The organism is Nocardia sp. NPDC004151, from assembly GCF_042874235.1.
In the GTDB taxonomy this organism is placed as follows: domain Bacteria; phylum Actinomycetota; class Actinomycetes; order Mycobacteriales; family Mycobacteriaceae; genus Nocardia.
Map to the genome: position 1 here is coordinate 216411 of NZ_JBIAMR010000011.1, position 23570 is coordinate 239980.

Genomic DNA, 23570 nt, shown 5'->3' on the forward strand with positions numbered 1-23570 from the left:
GGCGGGCGTCCGGCCGGTCCCACGCCCCGGCCCCCGGGACCGGGTGCGAGAGGCGACTCATGGTCGGCTCCGCAGCCGGAAGCCTTTCGGCGTGGCGGCGAAACCGGCCTCGGCCAGGAAACCGGCGAAAGTGTTGCCGTGTACCGATTCGCCGTTCACCCGGTCGATGACCAGCGAATCGACCCGGCGATCGTGGACCAGCCCCGCCAGTGCGGCGGCCGCGGCCGTCCGCACGGCCGGATCCTCGGTGAAGGTCAGCAACGTCTTGCCGCCGCGTTCCAGATACAGCGCCAGCTCGCCTTCCACCAGCACCACGAGCGCGCCCGCCTTGCGGCCCGGCCGATGTCCCGCGCCCTCGGCCGCAGCCTTGGGCCAAGGTAGCGCCGCGCCGTAGGGATTGGCCGGATCGCAGGAGGCCAGCACCACGGCCCTACCCGCCGGCTCGTGCGAGAAGCCATCTCCGACCGACCGGTTCCGATCGGTGTCGAACGACCGCAACCGATCGACCACATCGGTGGTCGAGAACTGCGCACCGCCCAGCGAATCCACGAAATAGCCGCGACGGCAACGCCCCCGGTCCTCGAACTCGATCAGCACCCGGTACATGAGCGCGAACCCGCCCGGCACCCCTTCGCTCTGCACCGAACCCCGAGTCAGCACGCCGTACCGCTCCAGCAGCACATCCGCGGTGGTATGCGCGCGAACGGTCGGGTCGGCCACCCGCTCCGGCAGCAACGACCAGCGCCCGGCCACCTGCGGGGAGGACGTGCGCGCCGGCATTCCACCGCGCGGCAGGTACATCCGGCCGCGTGGCGCGCGCCGGGGAGTCCGATGCGCGGTGGTGGTGCGAGCGGTCCCCGCCAGCAGGGCGCGCACGGGGGCGAAGGTGTCGCCGCCGATGTGACCGGCCCACACCAGATCCCACAGCGCCGCCGTCACCGCGGCCTCCTCGACGCCGCTCGCCGCATCGAACCCACCACCGGGACCGACATCGCCGCCGGAACGGATCGGGGCACGGTCGCTCGCGCCCCGGGGACCGATGCCACCGGCCGAGCCCGCGGAGCTGACGCTGTCCAGCAATTGCCGGAAGAAGTACGCGCCCCCGGTGCTGCCCGCGACGACCTGGTACTCGCCCTGCGGCAGCGCGACGCCGACCGGCTCCGAATCCTCACCGCCGAAACCCGCGCTGTCGCGGTGGCCGGACGCGTCGCCGCCCGCGCCGGCGGCGGTGGTCCTGTCGTCGCGTCCGGTGTTGTCCGGGCTCGCCGCACCGCGCACACCGGCACGGCCGGCCGAGCCGACGCCCGGGGGCAGGGTGCCGCCGATCACCGTGGCGCCCAAGGCCGTCAGCAGGCTGATGTGCCGGTCGGACAGGTCGATGTCGTCGGGCGGGGGCAGGGTCAGGCCCGCTTGCTCGGCGGGGTGCAGCGCGATCCAGCCGTCCTTGGCGGTGATGGAGCCGTGGCCGGACCAGATCACCTCGCCGGTGGCCATGAGTTCGTCGAGCATGGCGGGGGAGTAATCGCGGACCCGGAGCGGGAGGATCAAGGATTCCCAGGCCGAGGCCGGGATCGGCACGCCCGCAAGCTGTTCCACCACGGCCGCGACGCCGTCCACGCCGCGGAGTTCGCCGGTGCCGACGTGCTGCCAGGACGGGAGGAAGCGGCCCAGGGCCGCGGTGGCGACCGGTTCCACCTCCTTGCGGGCGGCGGCCAGGGAGCGGCGGCGGAGGCGGCGCAGGACTTCGCTGTCACACCACTCGGTGCCCGCCGCGCCGGGCGTGAATTCGCCTTCCACCACGCGCTTTTCGAGGGCCAAGCGGTGCAGGGCGGTCGCCGCCACGGCCGGACCGAGACCGAAACGGTGGGCGGCCTGGGCTAGCGTGAACGGTCCGTGGGTGCGGGCGTAGCGGCCGATCAGGTCGCCCAGCGGGTCGGCGACAGGCTCGATGAAAGCGGCGGGGACGCCGATCGGCAGCGGGACGCCGAGGGCGTCACGAAGGCGGGACGCGTCCTCGATGGCCACCCACCACCGCGACCCGGCGAAGGAAACCTCCAGTGCGCGGCGTGATGTCACGAGGTCGGCGAACCACTTCCGGGGATCGTCCACGCACCGCTCGGTGGCCTCCGCGGCGGTCAACGGCCCGAGCAGCCGCAGCAGGTCCGCGAGTCCTTCCATATCCCGGGCATGGCGTTCGGGCGTGAGCCGCTGCAACTCCCGCTCGGTCTGCTCGAGGACGGCGGCATCGAGCAGCTCGCGCAGCTCGACCCGGCCGAGCAGCTCCGCGAGCAGGCTGGAGTCCAGGGACAGGGCGGCCGCGCGTCGTTCGGCGAGCGGGCTGTCGCCCTCGTACATGAACTGCCCGATGTAGTCGAACAGCAGCGAGTTCGCGAACGGCGACGGGGCGGCGGTCTCCACCTCGACCAGCCGGATCTGCCGCCGCGCCACCCGGCCCAGCAGATCCCGCAGCGACGGCAGGTCGTACACGTCCTGCAGGCATTCGCGGACCGTCTCCAACAGGATCGGGAATTCGGGGAACTTGCGCGCCACGTCCAGCAGCTGGGCGGCCCGCTGCCGCTGCTGCCACAGCGGCGCGCGTTTGCCGGGGTCGCGGCGCGGCAGCAGCAGCGCCCGGGCCGCGCACTCCCGGAAGCGGGACGCGAAAAGCGCGGAGCCGCCGACCTGTTCGGTGACCAGGTCGTCGATCTCGTCGGTCTCGAAGACGAACAGTTCCGCGCCGGGCGGATCATCGGTGGTGTCCGGGAGCCGGACCACGATCCCGTCATCGGACGGCGTGGGCGCGGCATCCACCCCGAACCGCTCCCGCAGCCGCGCTCCCACCGCCAAGGCCCACGGTGCGTGCACCGGCAGCCCGTACGGCGAGTGCAACACCACCCGCCAGTCGCCCAGCTCATCCCGGAAGCGTTCCACGACCAGCGTCTTGTCCGTCGGCAACTGCCCGGTCGCCTCCCGCTGTTCGGCCAGCAGCGACACCAGATTCCCGGTCGCGTTCGCATCCAGGCCCGCCACCCGCGAGACCCGCTCCAGCTCTGTCTCCGGTGCGGCCTTGCGGCCGGTCGCACCGGCTTTCGAGGCGCGTGCTCGCGAGACACCGGTTCTCGACGAGTCCGCCGCCGTCGCCTCGGTGTCGTGGGCCGCGGCGAATTCGGTCAGCGCTCGGGCCAATTCGACGGGCGCACGCCCTTCGGCCGTCGCGGCGGTGGCCTTTCGAGCGGTGGCCTTTCCTGCGGCCGCCGTCTTCCCGTCGGCCGCGGTTCGAGCGGGCGCGCGGTGTTGCTCGACGGCCTGCCCCGCCTGTCGCACGAATTCGCCCAGGGCCGCGCCCAGCTCGGCGGGACGGCCCAGGGAGTCGCCGTGCCAGAAGGGGAGACGCCCGGGTTGGCCGAAGGCCGGCGTCACCAGTACCCGGTCGAAGCTGATCTCCTCGATGCGCCAGCTCGTAGCGCCGAGGGCGAAGACGTCGCCCACCCGCGACTCGTAGACCATCTCCTCGTCGAGTTCGCCGACCCGGGAAGCCTTTTCGCCGACCATGAACACCGGGAACAGGCCGCGATCGGGGATCGCGCCGCCGGAGGTCACCGCCAGCCGCTGCGCCCCCGGACGGCCGGTGAGCGTCCCGGCGTCGCGATCCCACACGATGCGGGGCCGCAGCTCGGCGAACTCGTCGGAGGGGTAGCGGCCCGCCAGCAGGTCCAGCACCGATTCGTAGGCCGAACGGGGCAGCGCCGCATAGCTTCCGGTGCCGCGGACGGTGTCGAACCAGGCGTCGGCGTCGATGGGCTCCAGCGCGCAGGCCGCGACCGTCTGCTGCGCCAGGATGTCGAGGGGATGCGCGGGGACCTGGAGCTGTTCGATCTGCCCGGCCACCATGCGCTGCGACGCCACCGCGCAGTGGATGACGTCGGTGCGGTGCTTGGGGAAGATGACACCCCGCGAGATCTCGCCCACCTGGTGCCCGGCCCGGCCGACCCGCTGCAGTCCGGACGCCACCGAAGGCGGCGCCTCGACCTGCACCACCAGATCCACCGCGCCCATGTCGATGCCGAGTTCGAGGCTGCTGGTGGCGACCACGCACCGCAGCCGCCCGGTCTTGAGGTCGTCCTCGATGAGCGCTCGCTGCTCCTTGCTCACCGAGCCGTGGTGGGCGCGCGCCAGCAGCGTTGTCGCGCCGTGGATCACCTCGGTGGACGCCCCCAGCTGCGCGGGCGGCGCGTGCTCGGTGTCCACCGATTCCCCGATCCGCGCCGAATACGCCTCGTTCAAGCGAGCGGTGAGCCGCTCGGAGAGCCGCCGCGAATTCGCGAACACGATCGAGGACCGGTGCTCCAGCACCAGATCCACGATCGCTTCGTCCACGTGCGGCCAGATCGAGCCGGGCTGATCCGAATCCTCCGCTCCCGCATCGGGTTCGGTCATATCCGCCACCGGCACCCGTACCGACAGGTCGAAGGTCTTGGGCGCGGGCGGCGCGACGATGGTGATGGGCGCGCTCCCCACCAGGAACCGCCCCACCTCCTCCGGTGGCCGCACCGTCGCCGACAGGCCGATCCGCTGGGCGGCCGGTGCCGACTGCTCCGAACGCAGCAGATCCAGCCGTGCCAGCGAAAGCGCCAGGTGGGCACCGCGTTTGGAGCCCGCGATGGCGTGCACCTCGTCGACGATGACCGTGTGCACCCCGCTCAGCGTCTCCCGCGCCGCCGAGGTCAGCATGAGGAACAGCGATTCCGGCGTGGTGATCAGAATGTCCGGCGGCGTGCGCTGCATGCCCCGGCGATCCGCCGCGCTGGTGTCACCCGACCGCACCCCCACCCGGATCTCGGGCGCGGCCACCCCGAGCCGTTTCGCCGTCTGCGTGATCCCCACCAGCGGCGCGCGCAGATTCCGTTCCACGTCCACCGCCAGCGCTTTCAACGGCGAGATATAGAGGACGGAGGTCTTGCGCGGCCCCGGCTCTGGTTCCCGGGCGGCCAGCCGGTCGATGGCCCACAGGAACGCCGACAGCGTCTTGCCGGACCCGGTGGGCGCGATCACCAGCGTGTGCTGCCCCGCCGCGATGGATTCCCAGGCCCCCAGCTGAGCGGCCGTCGGCGCGGGGAAGGCGCCGTCGAACCACTCTCGAGTCGCGGGCGAGAACCGATCCATCGTCCCAGTCTGCACCCGCCCACCGACAGAGCTCGCGAACCAGGGCGCGGGCGCGGAGTGAAGGGCAGGCAATCCCGTCGCGGTGCCCGGCCCCGCGCGTAGGCTTCGGACCGTGCAGAAGGTGCTCCGGCTGGACCTGGTCAGTCACGGCATGACCGAGGCCATGCGCAAGGCACGATTCCCCGTCGACGAACCCCTCACCGAAGCCGGGCGCCGCGCGGTCTCCTCGTGCGGGCGGCTGCATGCCGCGCGCGTCATCACCGCCCCGGAGCGCCGCACCGTCGAGACCGCCACTCTCATGGGCCTGATGGGTGACGAGGACGACCGATTACGCGACCTCGACGCGGGGGCGTGGCGCGGTGGTGAGCTCATGTCCGTCCCCAAGGAGGACCTCTACCTCTGGCTCACCGATCCGAACTTTCGCGGCCACGGCGGCGAGGCGGTCGTCGACGTCATCGAGCGCACGGGGGAGTGGCTCGCCGATATCGCCCTCGACGGTGAGCCGACCATCGCCATCACGCACCCGGCGGTGATCCGCGCCGCACTGCTCGTCACCCTGGACGCGCCCGCGAATTCGTTCTGGCGCATCGACGTTCCGCCGGTCAGCGTGACCCGGCTGCACTATCGCGGCGAATGGACGCTGCACTTCCGTTAGCCAGCACCATGGCCCGCACGGCGTCGGTGATCAGCCGGGCGGGCAGGCTCGGATCGATGGCGCGCTGAATGCCCAGTCCCAGACCGAGACTCAGCACCGCGGTGGCGGCGTCGTCGGCCGGCATCGGCAGCGCCAGGCCCGTGGAGTCGGCCAGCGCCTGCAATTGCGCCGCGACCGTGCCGCGCACCAGGCTCAGGTTCGACACCAGGGCGGCCTGCAATGCCGGGTCGTCGCGGGCCACGATGGCGAACTCGAATTCCAGCATGGTCCAGCCGACGTCGCCGAGGGTGTGTTCGGCCCAGTCCTGGAAGCGGTCGAGTCGGGTCTCCAGGGTGTCCTCGCCCGCGAGCAGTTCGCTGACCTCCCCGAATTTGGTCTCGTGAATGAGGGCGAGCACCTCGAGGCAGAGCGCCGACTTGGTCCGGAAGTTGGAGTAGACCGCGCCCTTGGAGTACCCGGCCTCCTCGGCCACCCGTTCCAGGCTGGTCTTGGCGTAGCCGTCTGTCAGGAACATGTCGCGCGCGGTGGCCAGGAGGTCCGCGCGGGTGCGGGCCTGGCTCTCGGTCCTGGTCAGTCGTGCCATGACTGAGATTCTAGGTTCTCCCAGATTTGGGATACCGACGGTATTTGAAAACTGCTAGTGTGTGAAACCATGAGTACTAGGAACGGGTCACAGCGACGTGGCCTGGCCATCGGCTGCGGCGGCACCGTCGGGATGGCCTGGATCGTCGCCGCGCTCGCTGCCGTCCAGGACGTCCTGGACTGGGATCCCCGCACCGCCGACGTCATGATCGGCACCTCCGCGGGCGCGGAGGCGCTCACCATGCTGGGCAGCGGGGTCGGCGTCGACGAACTGGTCGCCATGCAGCGCGGCACCTCGACCAACCCGATCCTCACCGCCCACATGCGTTCGGAGCCCGGACGATTCCCGCCGCTGCCACGCCCGCGCCTGGGCGCGCCCGGCCGCGCGGTCCGAGAACTGCTGGCCCGCCCCGGAAACGGGCACGCCCTGCTCACCGCGGGCAGCGGGTTGCTGCCACTGGGGGGCGGCAACCCGGCCTGGCTGCAGTCCCTGGCCGAACGCCTCAACCCGGGCCGCGACTGGGTCCAGCACCCGGCGACCTGGCTGGTGGCCATGGACAATGCCAGTGGTGAACGCGTCGCGTTCGGATCGCCGTCCGCGCCGGACACGAATCTCGGTGCGGCCCTGCGGGCTTCGTGGGCGGTGCCCGGCTGGTTCCCGGCCGTACCGATCGCGGGCCGGCGGTTCATCGACGGCGGCGCGGCGTCCACCGCCTCGGCCGACCTGCTCATCCCGGCCGGGCTCGACGAGGTCGTGGTGATCACGCCCATGGCCTCCACCGGCCGCCTGCCCGTCACCAGCGCCGGCCACTTCGTCGAACGGCAGCTGCGAAACCGCATGAGCGAGAAGCTCGATGGTGAGATCGCCCGGCTGCGCGCGAGCGGGGTCAAGGTGCTGCGCATCGACGCCACCGCCGATGACCTCGCGGTCATGGGCCCGAACTTCATGGACGGCCGCCGCCGTCTGCCCACCTTCGAACACAGCCTCGGCAGCCTCCGCGGCCGGGTCGAGCAGGGAGTCTTCGCATGAGTCTCTTCGGAAACGGTTACCCGGCCATCGATCTCGCCGGAGCGCGAGTCCTGATCACCGGCGCGGGCCGCGGTATCGGCCAGTGCACGGCCGAACTGTTCGCGAGCAAGGGCGCGCAGGTCGCCATCGCCGATGTGGACACCGCCGCCGCGCAGGCCGCCGCGGCCGCGCTGGACGGGCAGGCGTTCGAGCTCGACGTGCGCGATCGGGCCCGGTGGGACAAGGTCGTCGCCGACTTCGGCCGCGTCGACATCCTGGTCAACAACGCCGGCGTCATGCCCGCCGGCGCCTTCCTCGACGAGGCGGACGCGGTGGGGCACACCACCATCGACGTCAATGTCTGGGGACTCATCCACGGCATGCGCGCCGTGGTCCCCGGCATGATCGAGCGCGGCCACGGCCATGTGGTGAACGTGGCCTCACTGGCCGGCAAGATCCCGGTCGCCGGTCTGGCCGTGTACAACGCCAGCAAGTTCGCCGCCGTGGGCCTCTCCGCCGCGACGCGTCTGGAGTTCGCGCCGCGGGGCGTCAGCGTCAGCTGCGTCATGCCCTCGGCCGTGCGCACCCGCTTGTCCTCGGGCCTCGCGCTGGGCGGCGGCATGCCCACCGTCGACCCCGAGGACGTGGCCGAGGCCATCGTCGGCACGGTCCGCAGCCGTCGCGCGGAGGTGGCCGTACCGAACTACCTGGGCCCCATCGACGTCGCCCTGGCCGCCGCGCCCGAGCCCGCGGTCCGGCTGGTCCGCCGGCTCTTCAACGGCGACCGGGCCCTGCACCCCGCCGACGAGCAGGTGCGCGCACGGTACGAGGAGCAGGTGCGCGCGATCAACGCCGAGGACTAATCACTCGAACCGGATGCCCTGCGCCAGCGGCAGTTCGGTGGAGTAGTTGACAGTGTTGGTGGTCCGGCGCATGTACGCCTTCCACGAGTCCGACCCGGACTCGCGGCCACCGCCCGTCTGCTTCTCGCCGCCGAACGCGCCGCCGATCTCGGCCCCCGAGGTGCCGATATTGACATTGGCGATGCCGCAGTCCGACCCGTCGGCGGCCAGGAACCGCTCCGCCTCCCGCTGATCGCGGGTGAAGATCGACGACGAGAGACCCTGCGGCACCGCGTTGTGCAGCTCGATCGCCGCGTCCAGATCGTGGTAGGTCATCGCGTACAGGATCGGCGCGAAGGTCTCCTCCCGCACCACCGTGGTCTGCGCGGGCATGCGCATCAGGGCCGGGCGGACGTAGAAGGCGTTCTCGTCCGGCCCCTCGAAACGCTCACCACCGCACAGCAGTTCGCCGCCGTCGGCCAGTGCCCGATCGATCGCCGCGCACATGCCGTCGTAGGCCCGCTCGTTGATGAGCGGCCCGACGAGAACGCCCTCCTCGAGCGGATTACCCACGCGCAGTTGCCGATACGCCGCCGAAATCCGATTCAGCAGCGGCTCGGCCACTTCGGCGTGCACGATCAATCGGCGCAGCGTGGTGCAGCGTTGACCGGCCGTGCCCGCGGCCGCGAACACGATGCCCCGGGTGGCCAGCTCCAGATCCGCCGAGGGCGCGACGATGGCGGCGTTGTTGCCGCCCAGCTCCAGCAGGCAGCGCCCGAACCGGGCCGCCACCCGCGGCGCGACCAGCCGACCCATCCGCACCGACCCGGTCGCGCTCACCAGCGCCACCCGCGGATCGTCCACCAGCTGCTCGCCGACCGCCGCCGGGCCCTGGATCAACTGGTGCACTTCGGGATCCGCGCCCACGTCGACCGCCGCCCGGCGCAGCAGCGCGTGACAGGCCAGCGCGGTCAGCGGCGTCGTCTCCGACGGCTTCCACACCACCGTGTCCCCGCACACGAGCGCGATGGCGGTGTTCCACGCCCACACCGCGACCGGGAAGTTGAACGCCGAGATCACCCCGACCACCCCGAGCGGATGCCAGGTCTCCATCAGCCGGTGGCCGGGCCGCTCCGACGGCATGGTCCGCCCGTACAGCTGCCGCGACAGGCCGATGGCGAACTCGCAGACATCGATCATCTCCTGGACCTCGCCGCGGGCCTCCGCGCCGATCTTGCCCGCCTCCAGGGTGACCAGTTCGCCCAGGTCGTCCCGATGGTCGGCGAGCAGCGCCGCCAGCCGCCGCACCACCGCCGCGCGCTGCGGCGCCGGGACCGCGCGCCAGTCCCGGAAGGCCGCGTGCGCCCGGCCGATGGCGGCGTCCACGGCGGCGGAGTCGCTCGCGCGCAGGGTGATCAGCTCACCGCCGGTGATCGGGGTGCGGGCCGAGAGTTCACCCGGCTCGGGCGTGTCGACGCCCAGCCGTCGCAGCAGCGTCTCCGTTTGCTCACGGAGCTCACGGGTCGCGGTCTGGGTCGGTGCGTGAGTCATTACATGCTCCAGGTTGGGTTCCGGCAACCGAGTTCGTTTCGCTGCGTTAGCCTTCGCTGATGGCGGATACACCGGCGAAACCTGTACTCGACGACATCGATCGACTGCTGATCCGTGAGCTGATTGCCGATGGTCGCGCCACCCTGTCCAATCTGGCGGAGAAGGCCAACCTTTCGGTGTCCGCGGTGCAGTCGCGGGTGCGGCGGCTCGAGGCGCGGGGCGTGATTCGCGGCTACACGGCGAACGTCGATCCCGAGGCGCTGGGCCAGATGCTGTCGGCTTTCGTCGCGATCACTCCTCTCGACCCGTCACAACCCGATGACGCACCCGCACTGCTGCAGCACATTCCGGGCATCGAGGCGTGTCATTCGGTCGCCGGAGACGAGAGCTACATGCTCATGGTGCGGGTGGCCTCGCCCAGACACCTGGAGCAGCTGCTGCAGGAGATCCGCGCTACGGCCAACGTCAGGACGCGAAGCACCATCATTCTGCAAACATTCTATGACAAGTAGCCCCGGTCAAGCCGCAGACCTTCGGATGACGACACGGTTACGGACGTAATTATTCCGGAACTTACGGGCATTGCCGTAAATATTCATTTACCCTGAGGGCGTGACCCTCGAACTCGATCGGCTCGGGGCGGCCGCCGAAACCACCGTTGTCACCCCCGCCCGGGTGCATGAGATCCTGTCGGCGAGCATCCTCGCCGACGGCTTCGACCTCGTACTGGACCTGCGCAAGTCACGTGGACTCCGACTGGTCGACGCCCGCGACGGCACCTCGTACCTGGACATGTTCGGCTTCTTCGCGTCCAACACGCTGGGCATGAATCATCCGGCCCTGCTCGGCGACAGGCGCTTCCTGTCCGGTCTCACCACCGCCGCGCTCAACAAGCCCAGCAACTCCGACATCTACACCGTCGAAATGGCGCGCTTCATAGACACTTTCGTGCGCGTGCTCGGCGATCCGCGACTGCCACACCTGTTCTTCATCGACGGCGGCGCGCTCGCCGTCGAGAACGCCCTCAAGGCCGCCTTCGACTGGAAGTCCCGGCACAACGAAACCCACGGCCGCCCAGCCGAACTCGGCACCAAGGTGCTGCACCTGACCGGGGCCTTCCACGGGCGCAGCGGGTACACGCTCTCGCTCACCAACACCGATCCGGTGAAGACCGCGCGCTTCCCGAAGTTCGACTGGCCCCGCATCGACACCCCCTACCTCGGGCCCGACCACCTCGACATCGAGGCCGCCGAACGCCACGCCCTCGGCCAGGCCCGCCGCGCCTTCCATGAAAACCCGCATGACATAGCGTGTTTCATCGCCGAACCGATCCAGGGCGAGGGCGGCGACCGGCACCTGCGGCCGCAGTTCCTGTCCGCGATCCAGCAGCTGTGCCACGAGCACGACGCGCTGTTCATCCTCGACGAGGTGCAGACCGGCGTCGGCATGACCGGCACCGTGTGGGCCTACCAGCAATTCGGGCTCGAGCCCGACATCGTCGCCTTCGGCAAGAAGACCCAGGTGTGCGGCATCATGGCCGGCGGCCGCGTCGACGAGGTGCCCAACAACGTCTTCCGGGTCAGTTCCCGCCTCAACTCCACCTGGGGCGGCAACCTCGCCGACATGGTGCGCGCCCGCCGCGTCTTCGAGGTGATCGAGCACGAGAACCTGGTTTCCCGCGCCCGCGACCTCGGCCCCCACCTGCTCGACCGTCTGATCGAATTGTCCACCGCCCATGCGGAAGTCACCGATCCGCGCGGCCGCGGCCTGATGTGCGCGATCACCCTCGAATCCGCGGCGCTCCGCAACGATGTGGTGAACCGCCTGCGCGAGCAGGAGCACGTCCTGATCCTCGGCACCGGCGAACGCGGCATCCGCTTCCGGCCGCCGCTCACGGTGACCGCCGCCGAACTCGACGAGGCCGTGGACGCTCTCGACCGCGTATTGGGTTGAGCCGCAGGCCGGATCGCCCGATCCGGCCCGTCCGCATTTGCTGAATGATGGCTTTTGCCCGAAGCGCGCGGCGTGGCGACACCCCGCGTTGTCGCCGCGAACATCCGTGTCGCCGCCTACTATTCGACCACATGTCAGCTCACCGCAATGACATGTCAGCTCACCGCAATGTCGGCATGGCACGGTGCACCCTGTGATCGCGCGGGGTGCACGTCTGGGTCTGATTCTCTCGCTGGCGATGCTGTCCGGTTGCTCGAACGGTGACACCGGTCCCGCATTGCCGACCGCCGCACCGTCCTCCGCCCCGGCCGGCGCGGCGCCCGCCGCGGCCGAAGCGCCGCACCTCCTGCCCGGCATGCCGCCGCCGCTCTCGCCCACCGACGTCTACGCCGCCACCCGGGAGATGAGCCCCGCCGTCACCAGCCAGCCCACCCGCGTCTACGTCCCCAACAGCGAGTCGCACACCATCACCGTCATCGACCCCGCCACCTTCGAGGTCATCGACAGCTACCCCTCCGGTGGCAGCGAACCCCAGCATGTCGTGCCCTCCTACGACCTGCAGACGCTCTACGCCAACAACGATCTGCCCATCGGCGGCGGCAGCCTGCTGCCCATCGACCCGCGCACCGGCAAGCCCGGCGACCCCATCCCCGTCCGCGACCCGTACAACATGTACTTCACCCCGGACGGGAAATACGCCCTGGTCGTTGCCGAGGCCGACCGGTCCCTGGACTTCTACGACCCGCACAGCTGGCAGAAACTGCACGACATCGCGGTGCCCGAATGCCACGGCGTCAATCACATGGACTTCACCGCCGACGGCCGCACGGCCCTGGTCAGCTGCGAATTCGGCGGGCGCATGGCCGTGGTCGACATCGCGGGCCTGAGCCTGCTGCGTATGATCGACCTGCCCGGCGGCTCGTCGGGCATGCCACAGGACGTCAAGCTCTCGCCCGACGGCCGCACCTTCTTCGTGGCCGACATGATGGCGGGCGGCATCTACGTCTTCGATGCCCGGACCTTCGACAACACCGGTTTCGTCCAGACCGGCCGCGGCACCCACGGCCTCTACATCACCCGCGACTCGAAGCGGATGCTCATCACCAACCGCGGCGAGGGCAGCATCTCGGTCTGGGACTTCGCCACCGGGCGGCTGGCCGACACCTGGCGCATCCCCGGCGGCGGCAGCCCCGACATGGGCAACCTGTCCGCGGACGGGCGGGTGTTCTGGGTCTCGGGCCGCAACCACGGCGAGGTGTACGCCATCGACATCGTCGACTGGAAGCTGCTGGCCCGGATTCCGGTCGGCCGCGGGGCGCACGGGCTCACCATCTGGCCGCAGCCGGGCCGGTACTCGACGGGCCACACCGGCGTAATGCGTTGAGCCGTCGCCGGTTCCGGCGGCGGCTCGGTCGGACCGAGAAGTAGCGCGGTGAACCGAAGTGTGGACCCCGCCAAAAGCTTGCCGGGATGACTGGCGAGATCCACTATTGAACATTGTTCGAGTTTGCCCGGCGGAGAAGCCGGATATCGTGCTCTACCTGCGGGTTTTTACTGGCGGGTAGTCAATAACCATACTCACGAGTAGCCCCGACTGGATTACGAAGCGGGTCTGGTACTGGTTACACTCCGGGGCATGACGAGTGTCCAGCATCAGCCTTCGCCGGGTCCGGCGGGTGCCCCCGATATCCACACCACCGCCGGCAAGCTGGCTGACCTGCGCAATCGGCTGGAAGAGGCCAAGCACCCGATGGGTGAGGCGGCGGTCGACAAGGTCCACGCCAAGGGCAAGATGACCGCGCGTGAGCGCATCCTCGCCCTGCTGGACGAGGGTTCCTTCGTCGAGCTCGACGCGCTGGCCCGGCACCGCAGCGTGAACTTCGGCCTGGAGAACCAGCGTCCGCTGGGCGACGGCGTGGTGACCGGCTACGGCACCATCGACGGTCGCGACGTCTGCATCTTCTCCCAGGACGTCACCGTCTTCGGTGGCTCCCTCGGCGAGGTCTACGGCGAGAAGATCGTCAAGGTGATGGACCTGGCCCTGCGGACCGGTCGTCCGCTCGTCGGCATCAACGAGGGCGCCGGCGCGCGCATCCAGGAGGGCGTCGTCTCCCTGGGCCTCTACGGTGAGATCTTCCACCGCAACATCCAGGCCTCGGGTGTCATCCCGCAGATCTCGCTGATCATGGGCCCGGCCGCGGGTGGCCACGTCTACTCGCCCGCCCTCACCGACTTCGTCGTCATGGTCGACCAGACCTCGCAGATGTTCGTCACCGGCCCCGACGTGATCAAGACCGTCACCGGCGAGGAAGTCACCATGGAGGAGCTGGGCGGCGCCCACACCCACATGGTCAAGTCCGGTGTCGCGCACTACGTCGCCTCCGGCGAGCAGGACGCCCTGGACTACGTGCGCGACCTGCTCGGCTACCTGCCCAGCAACAACCGCGCCGAGGCCCCCCGCTTCCCGGCCACCGCCGCCGCGGGCGCCATCGAGGAGAACCTCACCGAGGCCGACCTCGAGCTGGACACCATCGTCCCGGACTCCCCGAACCAGCCGTACGACATGCACGAGGTCATCAAGCGCCTGGTGGACGACGAGGAGTTCCTCGAGGTCCAGGCCGAGCGCGCGATGAACGTGATCGTCGGCTTCGCCCGCATCGACGGCCGCAGCGTCGGCTTCGTGGCCAACCAGCCCTCGCAGTTCGCGGGCTGCCTGGACATCGACGCCTCGGAGAAGGCCGCGCGCTTCGTGCGCACCTGCGACGCCTTCAACGTCCCGATCATCACCCTGGTCGACGTGCCGGGCTTCCTGCCGGGCACCGGCCAGGAGTACAACGGCATCATCCGCCGCGGCGCCAAGCTGCTCTACGCCTACGGTGAGGCCACTGTGGGCAAGATCACAATCATCACCCGCAAGGCCTACGGCGGCGCCTACGACGTCATGGGTTCCAAGCACATGGGCGCCGATGTGAACCTGGCGTGGCCGACCGCTCAGATCGCGGTCATGGGTGCTTCCGGAGCGGTCGGTTTCGTGTACCGCAAGCAGCTGCAGACCGCGGCCGCCGAGGGTAACGACGTCGACGCTCTGCGCCTCGAGCTGCAGAACGAGTACGAGGACACCCTCGTGAACCCGTACGTGGCGGCCGAGCGCGGCTACGTCGACGCGGTCATCCCGCCGTCGCACACCCGCGGTCAGATCGTGTCGGCGCTGCGTCTGCTGGAGCGCAAGATGGTGTCCCTGCCGCCGAAGAAGCACGGCAACATTCCGCTCTGAAAATGCGATATGCGCGGTGTGAGGCGCACACTGTCGAATAGGACAGTGGGACTCGTACCGCGCACGATCGCCTCATCCGGGCAAAGATGAAGGAACGCCGCACCACCCCCGCGGCGAAGGACAGGAGGACTGGCGCTGTGACGACCATGGCCGATGAAGAGGTATTGCGCGCCGCCGAACTGGATCTGGCTGTCGAGGATCTGGCGGACGCCATCGACACCGCCGTCGCGGAGATCGAACCGGCGAGCACCGGTCCGGTCATCCAGGTCCTGAAGGGCAACCCGACCGACCTCGAGCTCGCCGCCCTGGTGAGCGTGTTCGCCGCCGCGTCGGCGACCGCCGCCGCTCCGGCCGACCGTGGCCCGGCGGACATGTGGGGTCGCCCGACCCTGCTGCACCGCGGCAGTTCGCCGTTCTCCCCCTACGCCTTTCCGGCCCTCTCGCACCTGCGCGACTGACGGCTTGTGACCGTCTTCGTACTGGCGTCACAATCTCCGGCTCGGCTCGGCGTCCTGCGCAACGCGGGCGTCGAGCCGGTCGTCCGGGTCTCCCACGTGGACGAGGACGCCGTGGCCGAGGCTCTTCCCCCGGACACCCCGCCCGATCGAGTGGTGATCGAGCTGGCCCGCGCCAAGGCGCTGGAGGTGGCCGGGCAGCTGGCGGGTGATCCCGCCTTCACCGATTCCGTTGTCGTGGGCTGCGATTCGATGCTGCTCGTCGACGGCGTTCTGCAAGGCAAACCCCTGACTCCCGAGGTCGCCCGCGCGCGCTGGGCCGAGATGGCCGGACGCAGCGCTGATCTGCTGACCGGTCACTGTGTGCTGCGGCTGAATGCCGGAGAGATCGTCGGCGAGGCCGCCGACTGCAGTTCCACCACGGTGCATTTCGCCAAACTCGAGCCGGAGGAACTCGACGCGTACATCGCGACGGGGGAGCCGCTGCAGGTGGCTGGATCCTTCACGCTGGACGGCATGGGCGGCTGGTTCGTGGACAAGATCGACGGCGACCCGTCGAGTGTCATCGGTATCGGACTACCACTGGTTCGTCGACTGCTTGCCGAGGTGGGTGTCGGCATTGCGCGGCTGTGGATCGGTGGCCGCGCGTAGTTGCGGCGCGATCCGCCCGGCCGAGGGCGCCAATCTGGGCTCGCCGGTGGCTGATCGGGGTTCGTCGGTCTCGGCCTGACCGTCGCGCGCGTCCTCGCCGGGGCGGCCCTGCAGCAATTCCAGTCGCGCCACGCACAATTCGGGCTCCACGAACGGGTGCAGGCGCACGTTCACGTTCTCCCGCCCGCCGTTGCGGTCCAGGGCTTCACGCATCAGGCCCAGGTGTACGCCGCACACCACCTCGGAGTGGGTGCGGGCGAGTTCGCGCAGCGGGCACGCGGTCATGCGGATCATGGCGGATTCGTCGGTCTCGCCGGCCTGATCGCGTTCGGGCGCGAAGCCGAGTTCCGACATCAGGGTGACGGTGAGGTCCTTGGCGTCCTCGAGCGATTCGATGGGCTGGTCGGCGGCTTCGAGTTTCGAGCCCCAGGCCCGGCCGGCGCTGATGGCGGCTTCCGAGCGGCGGCGCGGGTCGCTGCCGAGCTGATCTGCCAGCACTTGCGCCAATTCCTGATAACCCACCGATCGCTGTACAGCGGTATAGCCGATGCGCGGGCGGCCGCGGCCGCGGGGCGGCTGCTGGAATTGGCGGACCAGCGATTCCCGGGTCAGCACATCCAAATGGAAACGCACCGTTGTCACATGCTGTCCGGTGACGCGCGCGAGTTCCTGGGCGTCGAGAGGCTCGCTGGCGCCACGTAGGATCGCCAGCAGTCGCCGTCGCGGCCAAGAATCGGACATAGATCACCCCTCCTCTTCGAGAGACTTTATCGGATGAAGCTGCGCTTAATTCGTCCAATCATCCGATTCGTGATCTGAAACGAGTTTCGTAACCGCCACATGCCTACGATCGGTGCAGAGAATCGAACCGCCAATACCTAACCCACCACGCGTGAAGGACCACACCGTGCCTGTCGCTCCGGATCCGCATCACTCATTCGGCTCCTACGCACATCCTCACCGACTAGTAACCACAGAGTGGCTGTCGGCAAACATCGGCACGCCGGGACTCAAGATCATCGAGTCCAACGAAGACATATTGCTATACGACATCGGCCATGTCCCCGGTGCCATCAAGATCGACTGGCGGACCGAGTTGATCGATCCGCGTACTCGCGATGTCGTCGACGGCGCGACCTTCGCCAACCTTATGCGGGCCAAGGGCATCGAACGCGGCGACACCGTGGTCATCTACGGCGATAAATCCAATGGCACCGCGGCCGCCACCCTGTGGGTGTTCTCCCTCTTCGGGCACGAGGACGCGCGCCTGCTGGACGGCGGCCGCGACGCCTGGATCTCCGAGGCTCGCGACACCACCTTCGAGGTGCCCGCCGCCGGGCTGGGCCAGTACCCGGTGGCCGATCGCGACGACAAGTCCGCGCGCGCCTTCCGGCAGGACGTGGTGGCGCACCTGGGCGGGCCGCTCATCGACTCGCGCGCGTTCGAGGAGTACACCGGCGATCTGGTGGTGCTGGACCGTCCCGAGGAGCAGGCGCTGCGCGCGGGTCACATCCCGACCGCGGTCAATATCCCGTGGACCTCGTCGGTGGGCGCGGACGCCCGTTTCCGGCCCCGGGTCGAGCTGGATGTCATCTACGGCGGGGTGATCGAAGGCGTCGCGCCGCTGGTCTACTCGCGGGTGGGGGAGCGGTCGGCGCTGACCTGGTTCGTCCTGACCTACCTGCTGGGTGTGGACGGGGTGCGCAACTACGACGGCTCCTGGACCGAGTGGGCCAATGCCGTGGGTGCGCCCATCGTGATCGGTGAAGAACCCGGCGCGGCGCCCTCGGTCGTGGCAAGCTCGTAACGCCCGAACCCCCTTCGGGGGATTCCCTGTGGAGGCTTCCGCGGAGTCTGGTAGAACAGGTTCTAAAAATTAGGCCTCGAGAGTCGCATGCCCACTCTCTGGGCCTACTCATTGGTAGCCCTAGCCGGGTTCGGTCATTGTTGGCACGATGCCTACACTGCCGACAGACGAAAGTATCCAGAGCACAGGAGGCTCAGTGCCCAACCATGCCAACGCGCAGATCACAAAGGTCCTCGTAGCCAACCGAGGCGAGATCGCCGTGCGCGTGATCCGGGCCGCCAAGGACGCCGGTATCGCCAGTGTGGCCGTGTATGCCGAACCGGACGCCGACGCGCCGTTCGTGAAGCTCGCCGATGAGGCGTTCGCGCTCGGTGGGCAGACCTCGGCCGAGTCCTATCTGGTGTTCGACAAGATCCTCGACGCCGCCGCGAAGGCCGGCGCGGACGCGATCCACCCGGGTTACGGGTTCCTGTCGGAGAACGCCGATTTCGCGCAGGCTGTGATCGACGCGGGTCTGATCTGGATCGGTCCGTCGCCGCAGTCCATCCGGGATCTGGGTGACAAGGTCACCGCGCGCCACATCGCCGAGCGCGCGCAGGCGCCGATGGCCGCGGGTACCAAGGATCCGGTGAAGGACGCCGACGAGGTTGTGGCGTTCGCGAAGGAGTTCGGTGTTCCGGTGGCCATCAAGGCCGCCTTCGGTGGTGGTGGTCGTGGCATGAAGGTCGCGCACACCATCGAGGAGATCCCGGAGCTGTTCGAGTCGGCGACTCGTGAGGCCATCGCGGCGTTCGGTCGTGGTGAGTGCTTCGTGGAGCAGTACCTGGACAAGGCCCGTCACGTCGAGGCCCAGGTCATCGCCGACCAGCACGGCAATGTCGTGGTCGCCGGTACCCGTGACTGCTCGCTGCAGCGCCGCTTCCAGAAGCTCGTCGAGGAAGCCCCGGCCCCCTTCCTGTCCGACGAGGTGCGCGGCAAGATCCACGCCTCCGCCAAGGCCATCTGCAAGGAAGCCGGTTACTACGGCGCCGGCACCGTGGAGTACCTGGTGCAGGGCGAGACCGTGTCCTTCCTCGAGGTGAACACCCGCCTGCAGGTCGAGCACCCGGTCACCGAGGAGACCGCCGGTATCGACCTGGTGCGTCAGCAGTTCCGCATCGCCGAGGGCCACGAGCTGTCCATCACCGAGGACCCGACTCCGCGCGGCCACTCCTTCGAGTTCCGCATCAACGGCGAGGACGCCGGTCGCGGCTTCCTCCCGGCGCCGGGCCCGGTCGTCGTCTACCGCGAGCCCGCGGGCCCCGGTGTGCGTGTCGATTCCGGTGTGGTCGAGGGTTCGGTCATCGGCGGTCAGTTCGACTCCATGCTGGCCAAGCTGATCGTGACCGGTGAGAACCGTGAGCAGGCGCTGCAGCGTGCCGCTCGCGCGCTGGCCGAGTTCCAGATCGAGGGTCTCGCGACCGTCATCCCGTTCCACCGCCACATCGTCGAGAACCCCGCGTTCATCGGTGACGGCGAGAAGTTCGACGTCTACACCAAGTGGATCGAGAACGAGTGGGACAACCCGATCGAGCCCTACACGGGCGCTGTCGCCATCGAAGAGGACGAAGAGGCTCCGCGCCAGAAGGTCGTCGTCGAGGTCGGTGGCCGTCGCCTCGAGGTGTCGCTGCCGGGTCAGTTCTCGGTCGGCGCCGCCGCGTCCGCCAATGGCGCGGGCGTCGTGCGCAAGAAGCCCAAGGCGCGCAAGCGCGGTGGTGCGGGCGCGGGCGCTGCCTCCGGTGACGCCGTGACCGCCCCGATGCAGGGCACCGTGGTCAAGGTGGCCGTCGAAGAGGGCCAGTCCGTCGAGGCGGGCGACCTGGTCGTGGTGCTCGAGGCCATGAAGATGGAGAACCCGGTCACCGCCCACAAGGCCGGTGTCATCACGGGTCTCGCGGTCGAGGCCGGTGCGGCCATCACCCAGGGCACCGTCCTGGCCGAGATCAAGTAACGCAAGACAATTCGCGAGTGGCCGCTCACCTGCAAGGTGAGCGGCCACTCGCGCTAATGTCGTGGCATGGCTGAACCACCGGAGATCCGTATCGGCACCGTCGAGCGCGAGGACGCGATGAAACGGCTGTCGGACCACTTCGCGGCGGGACGGCTCAGCGTGGCCGAGTTCGACGAACGCAGTGGCGTCGTGGCCGCGGCGCTGACCCGCGGCGACCTGGAGCGGGTGTTCACCGATCTGCCGGAACCGGTGGCGGACAAGCCCGCTCCGGCGCCGCGCCGGATGCCGTTCGGTTCGATTCCGCCGGAGCGGATCATGCCGGTGGTGCCGATCGTCGCGGTGATCCTGTTCCTCATCACGCATCAGTGGTGGGTGTTCCTGTTGATCCCGCTGGCGGGCGCGGTGCTGTTCGGGGAGAGCGGCCGGGAACGCCGCAAGCGGGGCGAGCGCCGGGATCGACGGCGGCGGCTCGACCGCGGACAGGAGGACTGATGGAACCCATCGAGATCAATGCGGGCAGCTGGTATCTGCGCGCCCTGCGCGCCGACGAGCGCATCGACGACCGCCCGGCCCTGGCCGACGGCGGCATCACCGATCCCGGCTACGTGGATCGCCGTACCGCGGAATGGGCCGACGAGAGCCACTTCTCGTGGGCGGTGTGCGTGCCGACCACCGCCGAACTGGTCGCCGAGATCGGCGTGCACCCCCATCCCGACGGCACCGCGACCGTGACCGGCTGGGCCCGTTCCGGATACGACTCCGCCCTCGAGGACGGCCTGGTCTCGGTCCGCCGTTTCACCGCGGGCGCGCTCGGCCTGGACCCCGTCGACGCCTGAGATCGTCGTCCGGTTGTCCGGTCCGGAAACCTGATCAATTCCCGAAAATGCCTGTTCACCAGCGGAGATCGTATTCGTCCGCGGGAAAATCACTCGTGCCCGGCCCCTGTCGTGCGTCAGTCTGGAATCGCATCCGGAACCGACGACCAGGGGAGGCGGTTATGTGGGAATGGAGCAGACACCAGGCTGATCGGGCGGCGGCGGGATCGTTCACCGCGTGGCGGATACGCGACCCGGAACCGACCGTGACCGACCCGGAATTCGACGCGACCGAGGACAAATGCGGGGAGGCGGACGACGGCGCGTACACCGATGTCTCCGAGCGCGCCCTCGCCGAGCTGTTCGCCGCGCTCGCGGGCTATTGTGAGCCGGACGGGCCTGGATGGGATTCCTCGTATCCCAACGTGGCCACTGATCTCGTGCCGGTCGGGGCAACTCCGGGGGTACGTCCGAAATCGGTTCGGTACCCAACCGCCGGCACGGCAGTGTGACTGTCGACGACACTTAGCTGTCCGCTGAAGGCCCGGAGAGGCGGGACGGGTAGCGTCTGGGGTCATGGAGAGGTCGCCGCTGGACGCCGATGTACTGCGCCGGAGCATTGCCGAGTCGCCGGAGCTGGGGTTCTTCTCGGCCATCGAGGTGGTCGAGTCGACCGGTTCGACCAACGCGGATCTGGTTGCGCGGGCCGCGGATTCGAGTGCCGATCGGCTGGTGCTGATCGCCGAGGCGCAGGAGCACGGCCGCGGCCGCTACGACCGGCAGTGGGTGAGCCCCGCGCGGGCGCAGATCGCCATGTCGGTGCTGGTGCGGGTGCGCGGCATCGACCCGGCGGTGCTGGGCTGGCTGCCGCTGCTCACCGGGATCGCCGTGGTGGACGCGGTGCGGGCCGAGACCGGTCTGAAGGCGGTCCTCAAGTGGCCCAACGACGTGCTGGTGGACGCCCGCAAGCTGGCCGGCATCCTGGCCGAGATCGCCGCGGTGGGCCCGGATCCGGCGGTCGTGGTGGGTGTCGGCCTGAACGTCTCGCTCACCGATGCCGAACTGCCTGTCCCGCACGGCACCTCGCTGCTGCTGGCCGGCGCGCCCGGTGTCGACCGGACCGCGCTGGCCCAGGCCATGCTGCGCGAGTTCGCGCGTCGCTTCACCGCCTGGGAGGCGGCGGGCTGGGACATCACGGAGCTGGCGGCGGCCTATCGGGAACGCTGTGCCACCCTCGGCGCGCAGGTCCGCGCGGAGCTGCCGGGCGGCGAGGTGCTCACCGGCGTCGCCACCGGCATCGACGAGAACGGCCGCCTGCTGATCGGAGACCGCGCCGTCTCCGCCGGTGACGTCACTCATCTGCGCGCCGAGTACTGAGCGGAAACCGATCCGCCGCACCCGGATCCGGCTACTGCTTGCTTCCGTGCCCGCGGCGATCGCCGCCCGGCTTCCTCGGATTGGTGTCGGGCCACAGGTCGGGAGCCGGGATATTGCGGAGATCGGGGAGATTGGGCAGGTTCCACGGCACGGTCGGCAGCGGAATGACGGGTACGACCGGTGCGGGCTGCTCCGGGACCTCGGGCCCGCTCGGCTCCGGCGGCGGGAGCTGCTCCTGCACCGGCTGTTCGGTCGTCGTCGGAACCGATTCCTGGATAGGCGTTTTCGCGACCGTGCCGGGCGCCCGCGTCTGCCGGGGCTCGGGGTCGGCGGAGCTCCCGCCGATCCAGGCCGCCCCCAGGGTCAGCACCAGCGCCGCGACGGCGATACCGGCGGCGGCGACCTTGCGCTGTTTCGTCCACCGGTGGACGGGCGGGGCCTCGGCGGTGAGCGAATCCATCGGCAGCGCGACTGTTCGCGTATCCGGGTCGGGTTCGGGCGAATCGCGCTGTCCGGAGGGGATGTTCGCCGGCGCCGGCGGGCGGGGCATCGGAATGCTCACGGTCGCCCGGTCATCGGGTTCCGGCTCGGTGACCGTCCCCGGCATCGCGGACTCGGTGAGCGCGGCGCGGGCGGCGTCCGCGAATTCGCCTGCGGTGGCGTACCGTTCGGCCGGATTCTTGGCCAGGCCCTGGGCGACGACGCGGTCGAGGGCCGCGGGGACGGCCGGGGAGCGCTTGGATGGCGGTTCCGGCATGCGTTCCAGATGGGCGCGCATCAGCTGGGCGGGGTTCTTGACCCGGAAAGGCCGCTCGCCGGTGAGGCATTCGTAGAGGACGCAGGCCAGCGAGTACACGTCCGAGCGGACCGAGACGGTGCCGTCGAAGCGTTCGGGCGCCATGTAGGCGGGCGTGCCGATCAGCATGCCGGTCTGGGTGATGGCGGTCTGCCCGTCCTGCAGCGCGGTGCCGAAGTCGATCAGGTAGGCGACGTCGTCGGGCGCCACGATGATGTTCTGCGGTTTGACGTCGCGGTGCACCAGCCCGGCGGTGTGGGCTTCGTCGAGGGCGCAGGCGACCTGCGCGATCAGCCCGACGGCCGCGTCCGGGGCCATCGGCCCCTCCCATTCGAGCAGGGCTTCGATATCGAGGCCGTCGACGAACTCGGACTCGATGAACAGTCGCCCCTCGAGCTCGCCGTAGGTGTGCACCGCGACCACGTGGGGTCCGTGCAGCATCGAGGCGGCCCGCGCCTCCCGTTCGAACCGTTCCCGGTATTCGGGGTCGGCGGTCAGCACGGGCGCCAGCAGCTTCAGCGCGACGGTGCGATCCGCCGCGGTGTCGTGGGCGCGCCACACTTCCGCCGACCCGCCGCTGCCGAGCAGTTCGTCGAGGCGGTACCGGCCCAGATAGCCATCCCCCAACGGAGTTCCTCTCGTCACACTGG

General features: G+C 69.7%; 20 protein-coding genes. 15 read left to right on the forward strand and 5 right to left on the reverse strand.

Annotation, left to right across the window (positions count from 1 at the left end; genetic code table 11):
- Positions 1 to 57: 57 nt before the first annotated feature.
- Entirely contained in the window at positions 58 to 5163 is a 5106-nt protein-coding gene (locus ACFYTS_RS24650; RefSeq protein WP_387307445.1) for an ATP-dependent helicase, read from the reverse strand.
- A 112-nt stretch (positions 5164 to 5275) separates the two neighbouring features.
- Between ACFYTS_RS24650 and ACFYTS_RS24655 the strand changes: the two genes are divergently transcribed.
- A complete protein-coding gene (locus ACFYTS_RS24655; RefSeq protein ID WP_357282165.1) occupies positions 5276 to 5818 on the forward strand; it encodes a histidine phosphatase family protein in 543 nt (180 codons plus the stop codon).
- On the opposite strand, the gene ACFYTS_RS24660 is transcribed toward ACFYTS_RS24655, so the two are convergent.
- Positions 5766 to 6401 carry a TetR/AcrR family transcriptional regulator gene (locus tag ACFYTS_RS24660; RefSeq protein ID WP_357282163.1) on the reverse strand — a complete coding sequence of 212 codons (636 nt, stop codon included), beginning with the start codon at positions 6399 to 6401 and terminating at the stop codon, positions 5766 to 5768. The genes ACFYTS_RS24655 and ACFYTS_RS24660 overlap by 53 nt on opposite strands.
- Before the next feature lie 69 nt (positions 6402 to 6470).
- On the opposite strand from ACFYTS_RS24660, the gene ACFYTS_RS24665 reads away from it, so the two are divergent.
- Positions 6471 to 7430: a patatin-like phospholipase family protein gene (locus ACFYTS_RS24665; RefSeq protein ID WP_387307447.1), complete on the forward strand. Its 960-nt coding sequence runs from the start codon at positions 6471 to 6473 to the stop codon at positions 7428 to 7430.
- Positions 7427 to 8272 carry an SDR family oxidoreductase gene (locus ACFYTS_RS24670; RefSeq protein ID WP_357282161.1) on the forward strand — a complete coding sequence of 282 codons (846 nt, stop codon included), beginning with the start codon at positions 7427 to 7429 and terminating at the stop codon, positions 8270 to 8272. Before ACFYTS_RS24665 ends, ACFYTS_RS24670 begins: the two co-directional genes overlap by 4 nt.
- Here ACFYTS_RS24670 and ACFYTS_RS24675 read toward each other — a convergent pair whose 3' ends face one another.
- Positions 8273 to 9802, reverse strand: a complete 1530-nt coding sequence (locus ACFYTS_RS24675; protein WP_387307449.1) for an aldehyde dehydrogenase family protein — start codon at positions 9800 to 9802, stop codon at positions 8273 to 8275.
- A gap of 59 nt (positions 9803 to 9861) precedes the next feature.
- Here ACFYTS_RS24675 and ACFYTS_RS24680 point away from each other — a divergent pair, with 59 nt between their 5' ends.
- The 6 genes from ACFYTS_RS24680 to ACFYTS_RS24705 all read left to right on the forward strand — a co-directional run bounded on the left by ACFYTS_RS24680 (position 9862) and on the right by ACFYTS_RS24705 (position 16135).
- A complete protein-coding gene (locus tag ACFYTS_RS24680; RefSeq protein WP_033085113.1) occupies positions 9862 to 10314 on the forward strand; it encodes an Lrp/AsnC family transcriptional regulator in 453 nt (150 codons plus the stop codon).
- Between the two features lie 100 nt (positions 10315 to 10414).
- Complete coding sequence (gene lat, locus ACFYTS_RS24685; RefSeq protein WP_357282157.1) at positions 10415 to 11755, forward strand: L-lysine 6-transaminase; 1341 nt, start codon at positions 10415 to 10417, stop codon at positions 11753 to 11755.
- A 193-nt stretch (positions 11756 to 11948) separates the two neighbouring features.
- Complete coding sequence (locus tag ACFYTS_RS24690; RefSeq protein ID WP_387307451.1) at positions 11949 to 13139, forward strand: hypothetical protein; 1191 nt, start codon at positions 11949 to 11951, stop codon at positions 13137 to 13139.
- 252 nt (positions 13140 to 13391) lie between these two features.
- Positions 13392 to 15029 carry an acyl-CoA carboxylase subunit beta gene (locus ACFYTS_RS24695; RefSeq protein ID WP_357282155.1) on the forward strand — a complete coding sequence of 546 codons (1638 nt, stop codon included), beginning with the start codon at positions 13392 to 13394 and terminating at the stop codon, positions 15027 to 15029.
- Positions 15030 to 15175: 146 nt separating this feature from the next.
- Positions 15176 to 15487, forward strand: coding sequence for an acyl-CoA carboxylase subunit epsilon (locus ACFYTS_RS24700; protein WP_357098496.1), 312 nt, complete (start codon positions 15176 to 15178; stop codon positions 15485 to 15487).
- Positions 15488 to 15493: 6 nt separating this feature from the next.
- Positions 15494 to 16135 carry a Maf family protein gene (locus tag ACFYTS_RS24705; protein ID WP_387307453.1) on the forward strand — a complete coding sequence of 214 codons (642 nt, stop codon included), beginning with the start codon at positions 15494 to 15496 and terminating at the stop codon, positions 16133 to 16135.
- Here ACFYTS_RS24705 and ACFYTS_RS24710 read toward each other — a convergent pair.
- The gene (locus tag ACFYTS_RS24710) at positions 16061 to 16876 is read right to left on the reverse strand and encodes a transcriptional regulator (protein ID WP_357282154.1); all 816 of its coding nucleotides are present in this window, start codon (positions 16874 to 16876) and stop codon (positions 16061 to 16063) included. The genes ACFYTS_RS24705 and ACFYTS_RS24710 overlap by 75 nt on opposite strands.
- Before the next feature lie 166 nt (positions 16877 to 17042).
- Here ACFYTS_RS24710 and ACFYTS_RS24715 point away from each other — a divergent pair, with 166 nt between their 5' ends.
- The 6 genes from ACFYTS_RS24715 to ACFYTS_RS24740 all read left to right on the forward strand — a co-directional run bounded on the left by ACFYTS_RS24715 (position 17043) and on the right by ACFYTS_RS24740 (position 22124).
- Positions 17043 to 17942: a sulfurtransferase gene (locus ACFYTS_RS24715; RefSeq protein WP_357282381.1), complete on the forward strand. Its 900-nt coding sequence runs from the start codon at positions 17043 to 17045 to the stop codon at positions 17940 to 17942.
- 196 nt (positions 17943 to 18138) lie between these two features.
- A complete protein-coding gene (locus tag ACFYTS_RS24720; RefSeq protein WP_387307456.1) occupies positions 18139 to 19932 on the forward strand; it encodes a biotin carboxylase N-terminal domain-containing protein in 1794 nt (597 codons plus the stop codon).
- Positions 19933 to 19998: 66 nt separating this feature from the next.
- Positions 19999 to 20424, forward strand: coding sequence for a DUF1707 domain-containing protein (locus tag ACFYTS_RS24725; RefSeq protein WP_357282152.1), 426 nt, complete (start codon positions 19999 to 20001; stop codon positions 20422 to 20424).
- Complete coding sequence (locus tag ACFYTS_RS24730; RefSeq protein WP_387307458.1) at positions 20424 to 20768, forward strand: hypothetical protein; 345 nt, start codon at positions 20424 to 20426, stop codon at positions 20766 to 20768. Before ACFYTS_RS24725 ends, ACFYTS_RS24730 begins: the two co-directional genes overlap by 1 nt.
- Positions 20769 to 21013: 245 nt before the next feature.
- The gene (locus ACFYTS_RS24735) at positions 21014 to 21259 is read left to right on the forward strand and encodes a hypothetical protein (protein ID WP_387307460.1); all 246 of its coding nucleotides are present in this window, start codon (positions 21014 to 21016) and stop codon (positions 21257 to 21259) included.
- Positions 21260 to 21323: 64 nt separating this feature from the next.
- Positions 21324 to 22124, forward strand: coding sequence for a biotin--[acetyl-CoA-carboxylase] ligase (locus tag ACFYTS_RS24740; protein ID WP_387307462.1), 801 nt, complete (start codon positions 21324 to 21326; stop codon positions 22122 to 22124).
- 31 nt (positions 22125 to 22155) lie between these two features.
- On the opposite strand, the gene ACFYTS_RS24745 is transcribed toward ACFYTS_RS24740, so the two are convergent.
- Positions 22156 to 23547, reverse strand: a complete 1392-nt coding sequence (locus ACFYTS_RS24745) for a protein kinase (RefSeq protein ID WP_387307464.1) — start codon at positions 23545 to 23547, stop codon at positions 22156 to 22158.
- Positions 23548 to 23570 lie beyond the last annotated feature (23 nt).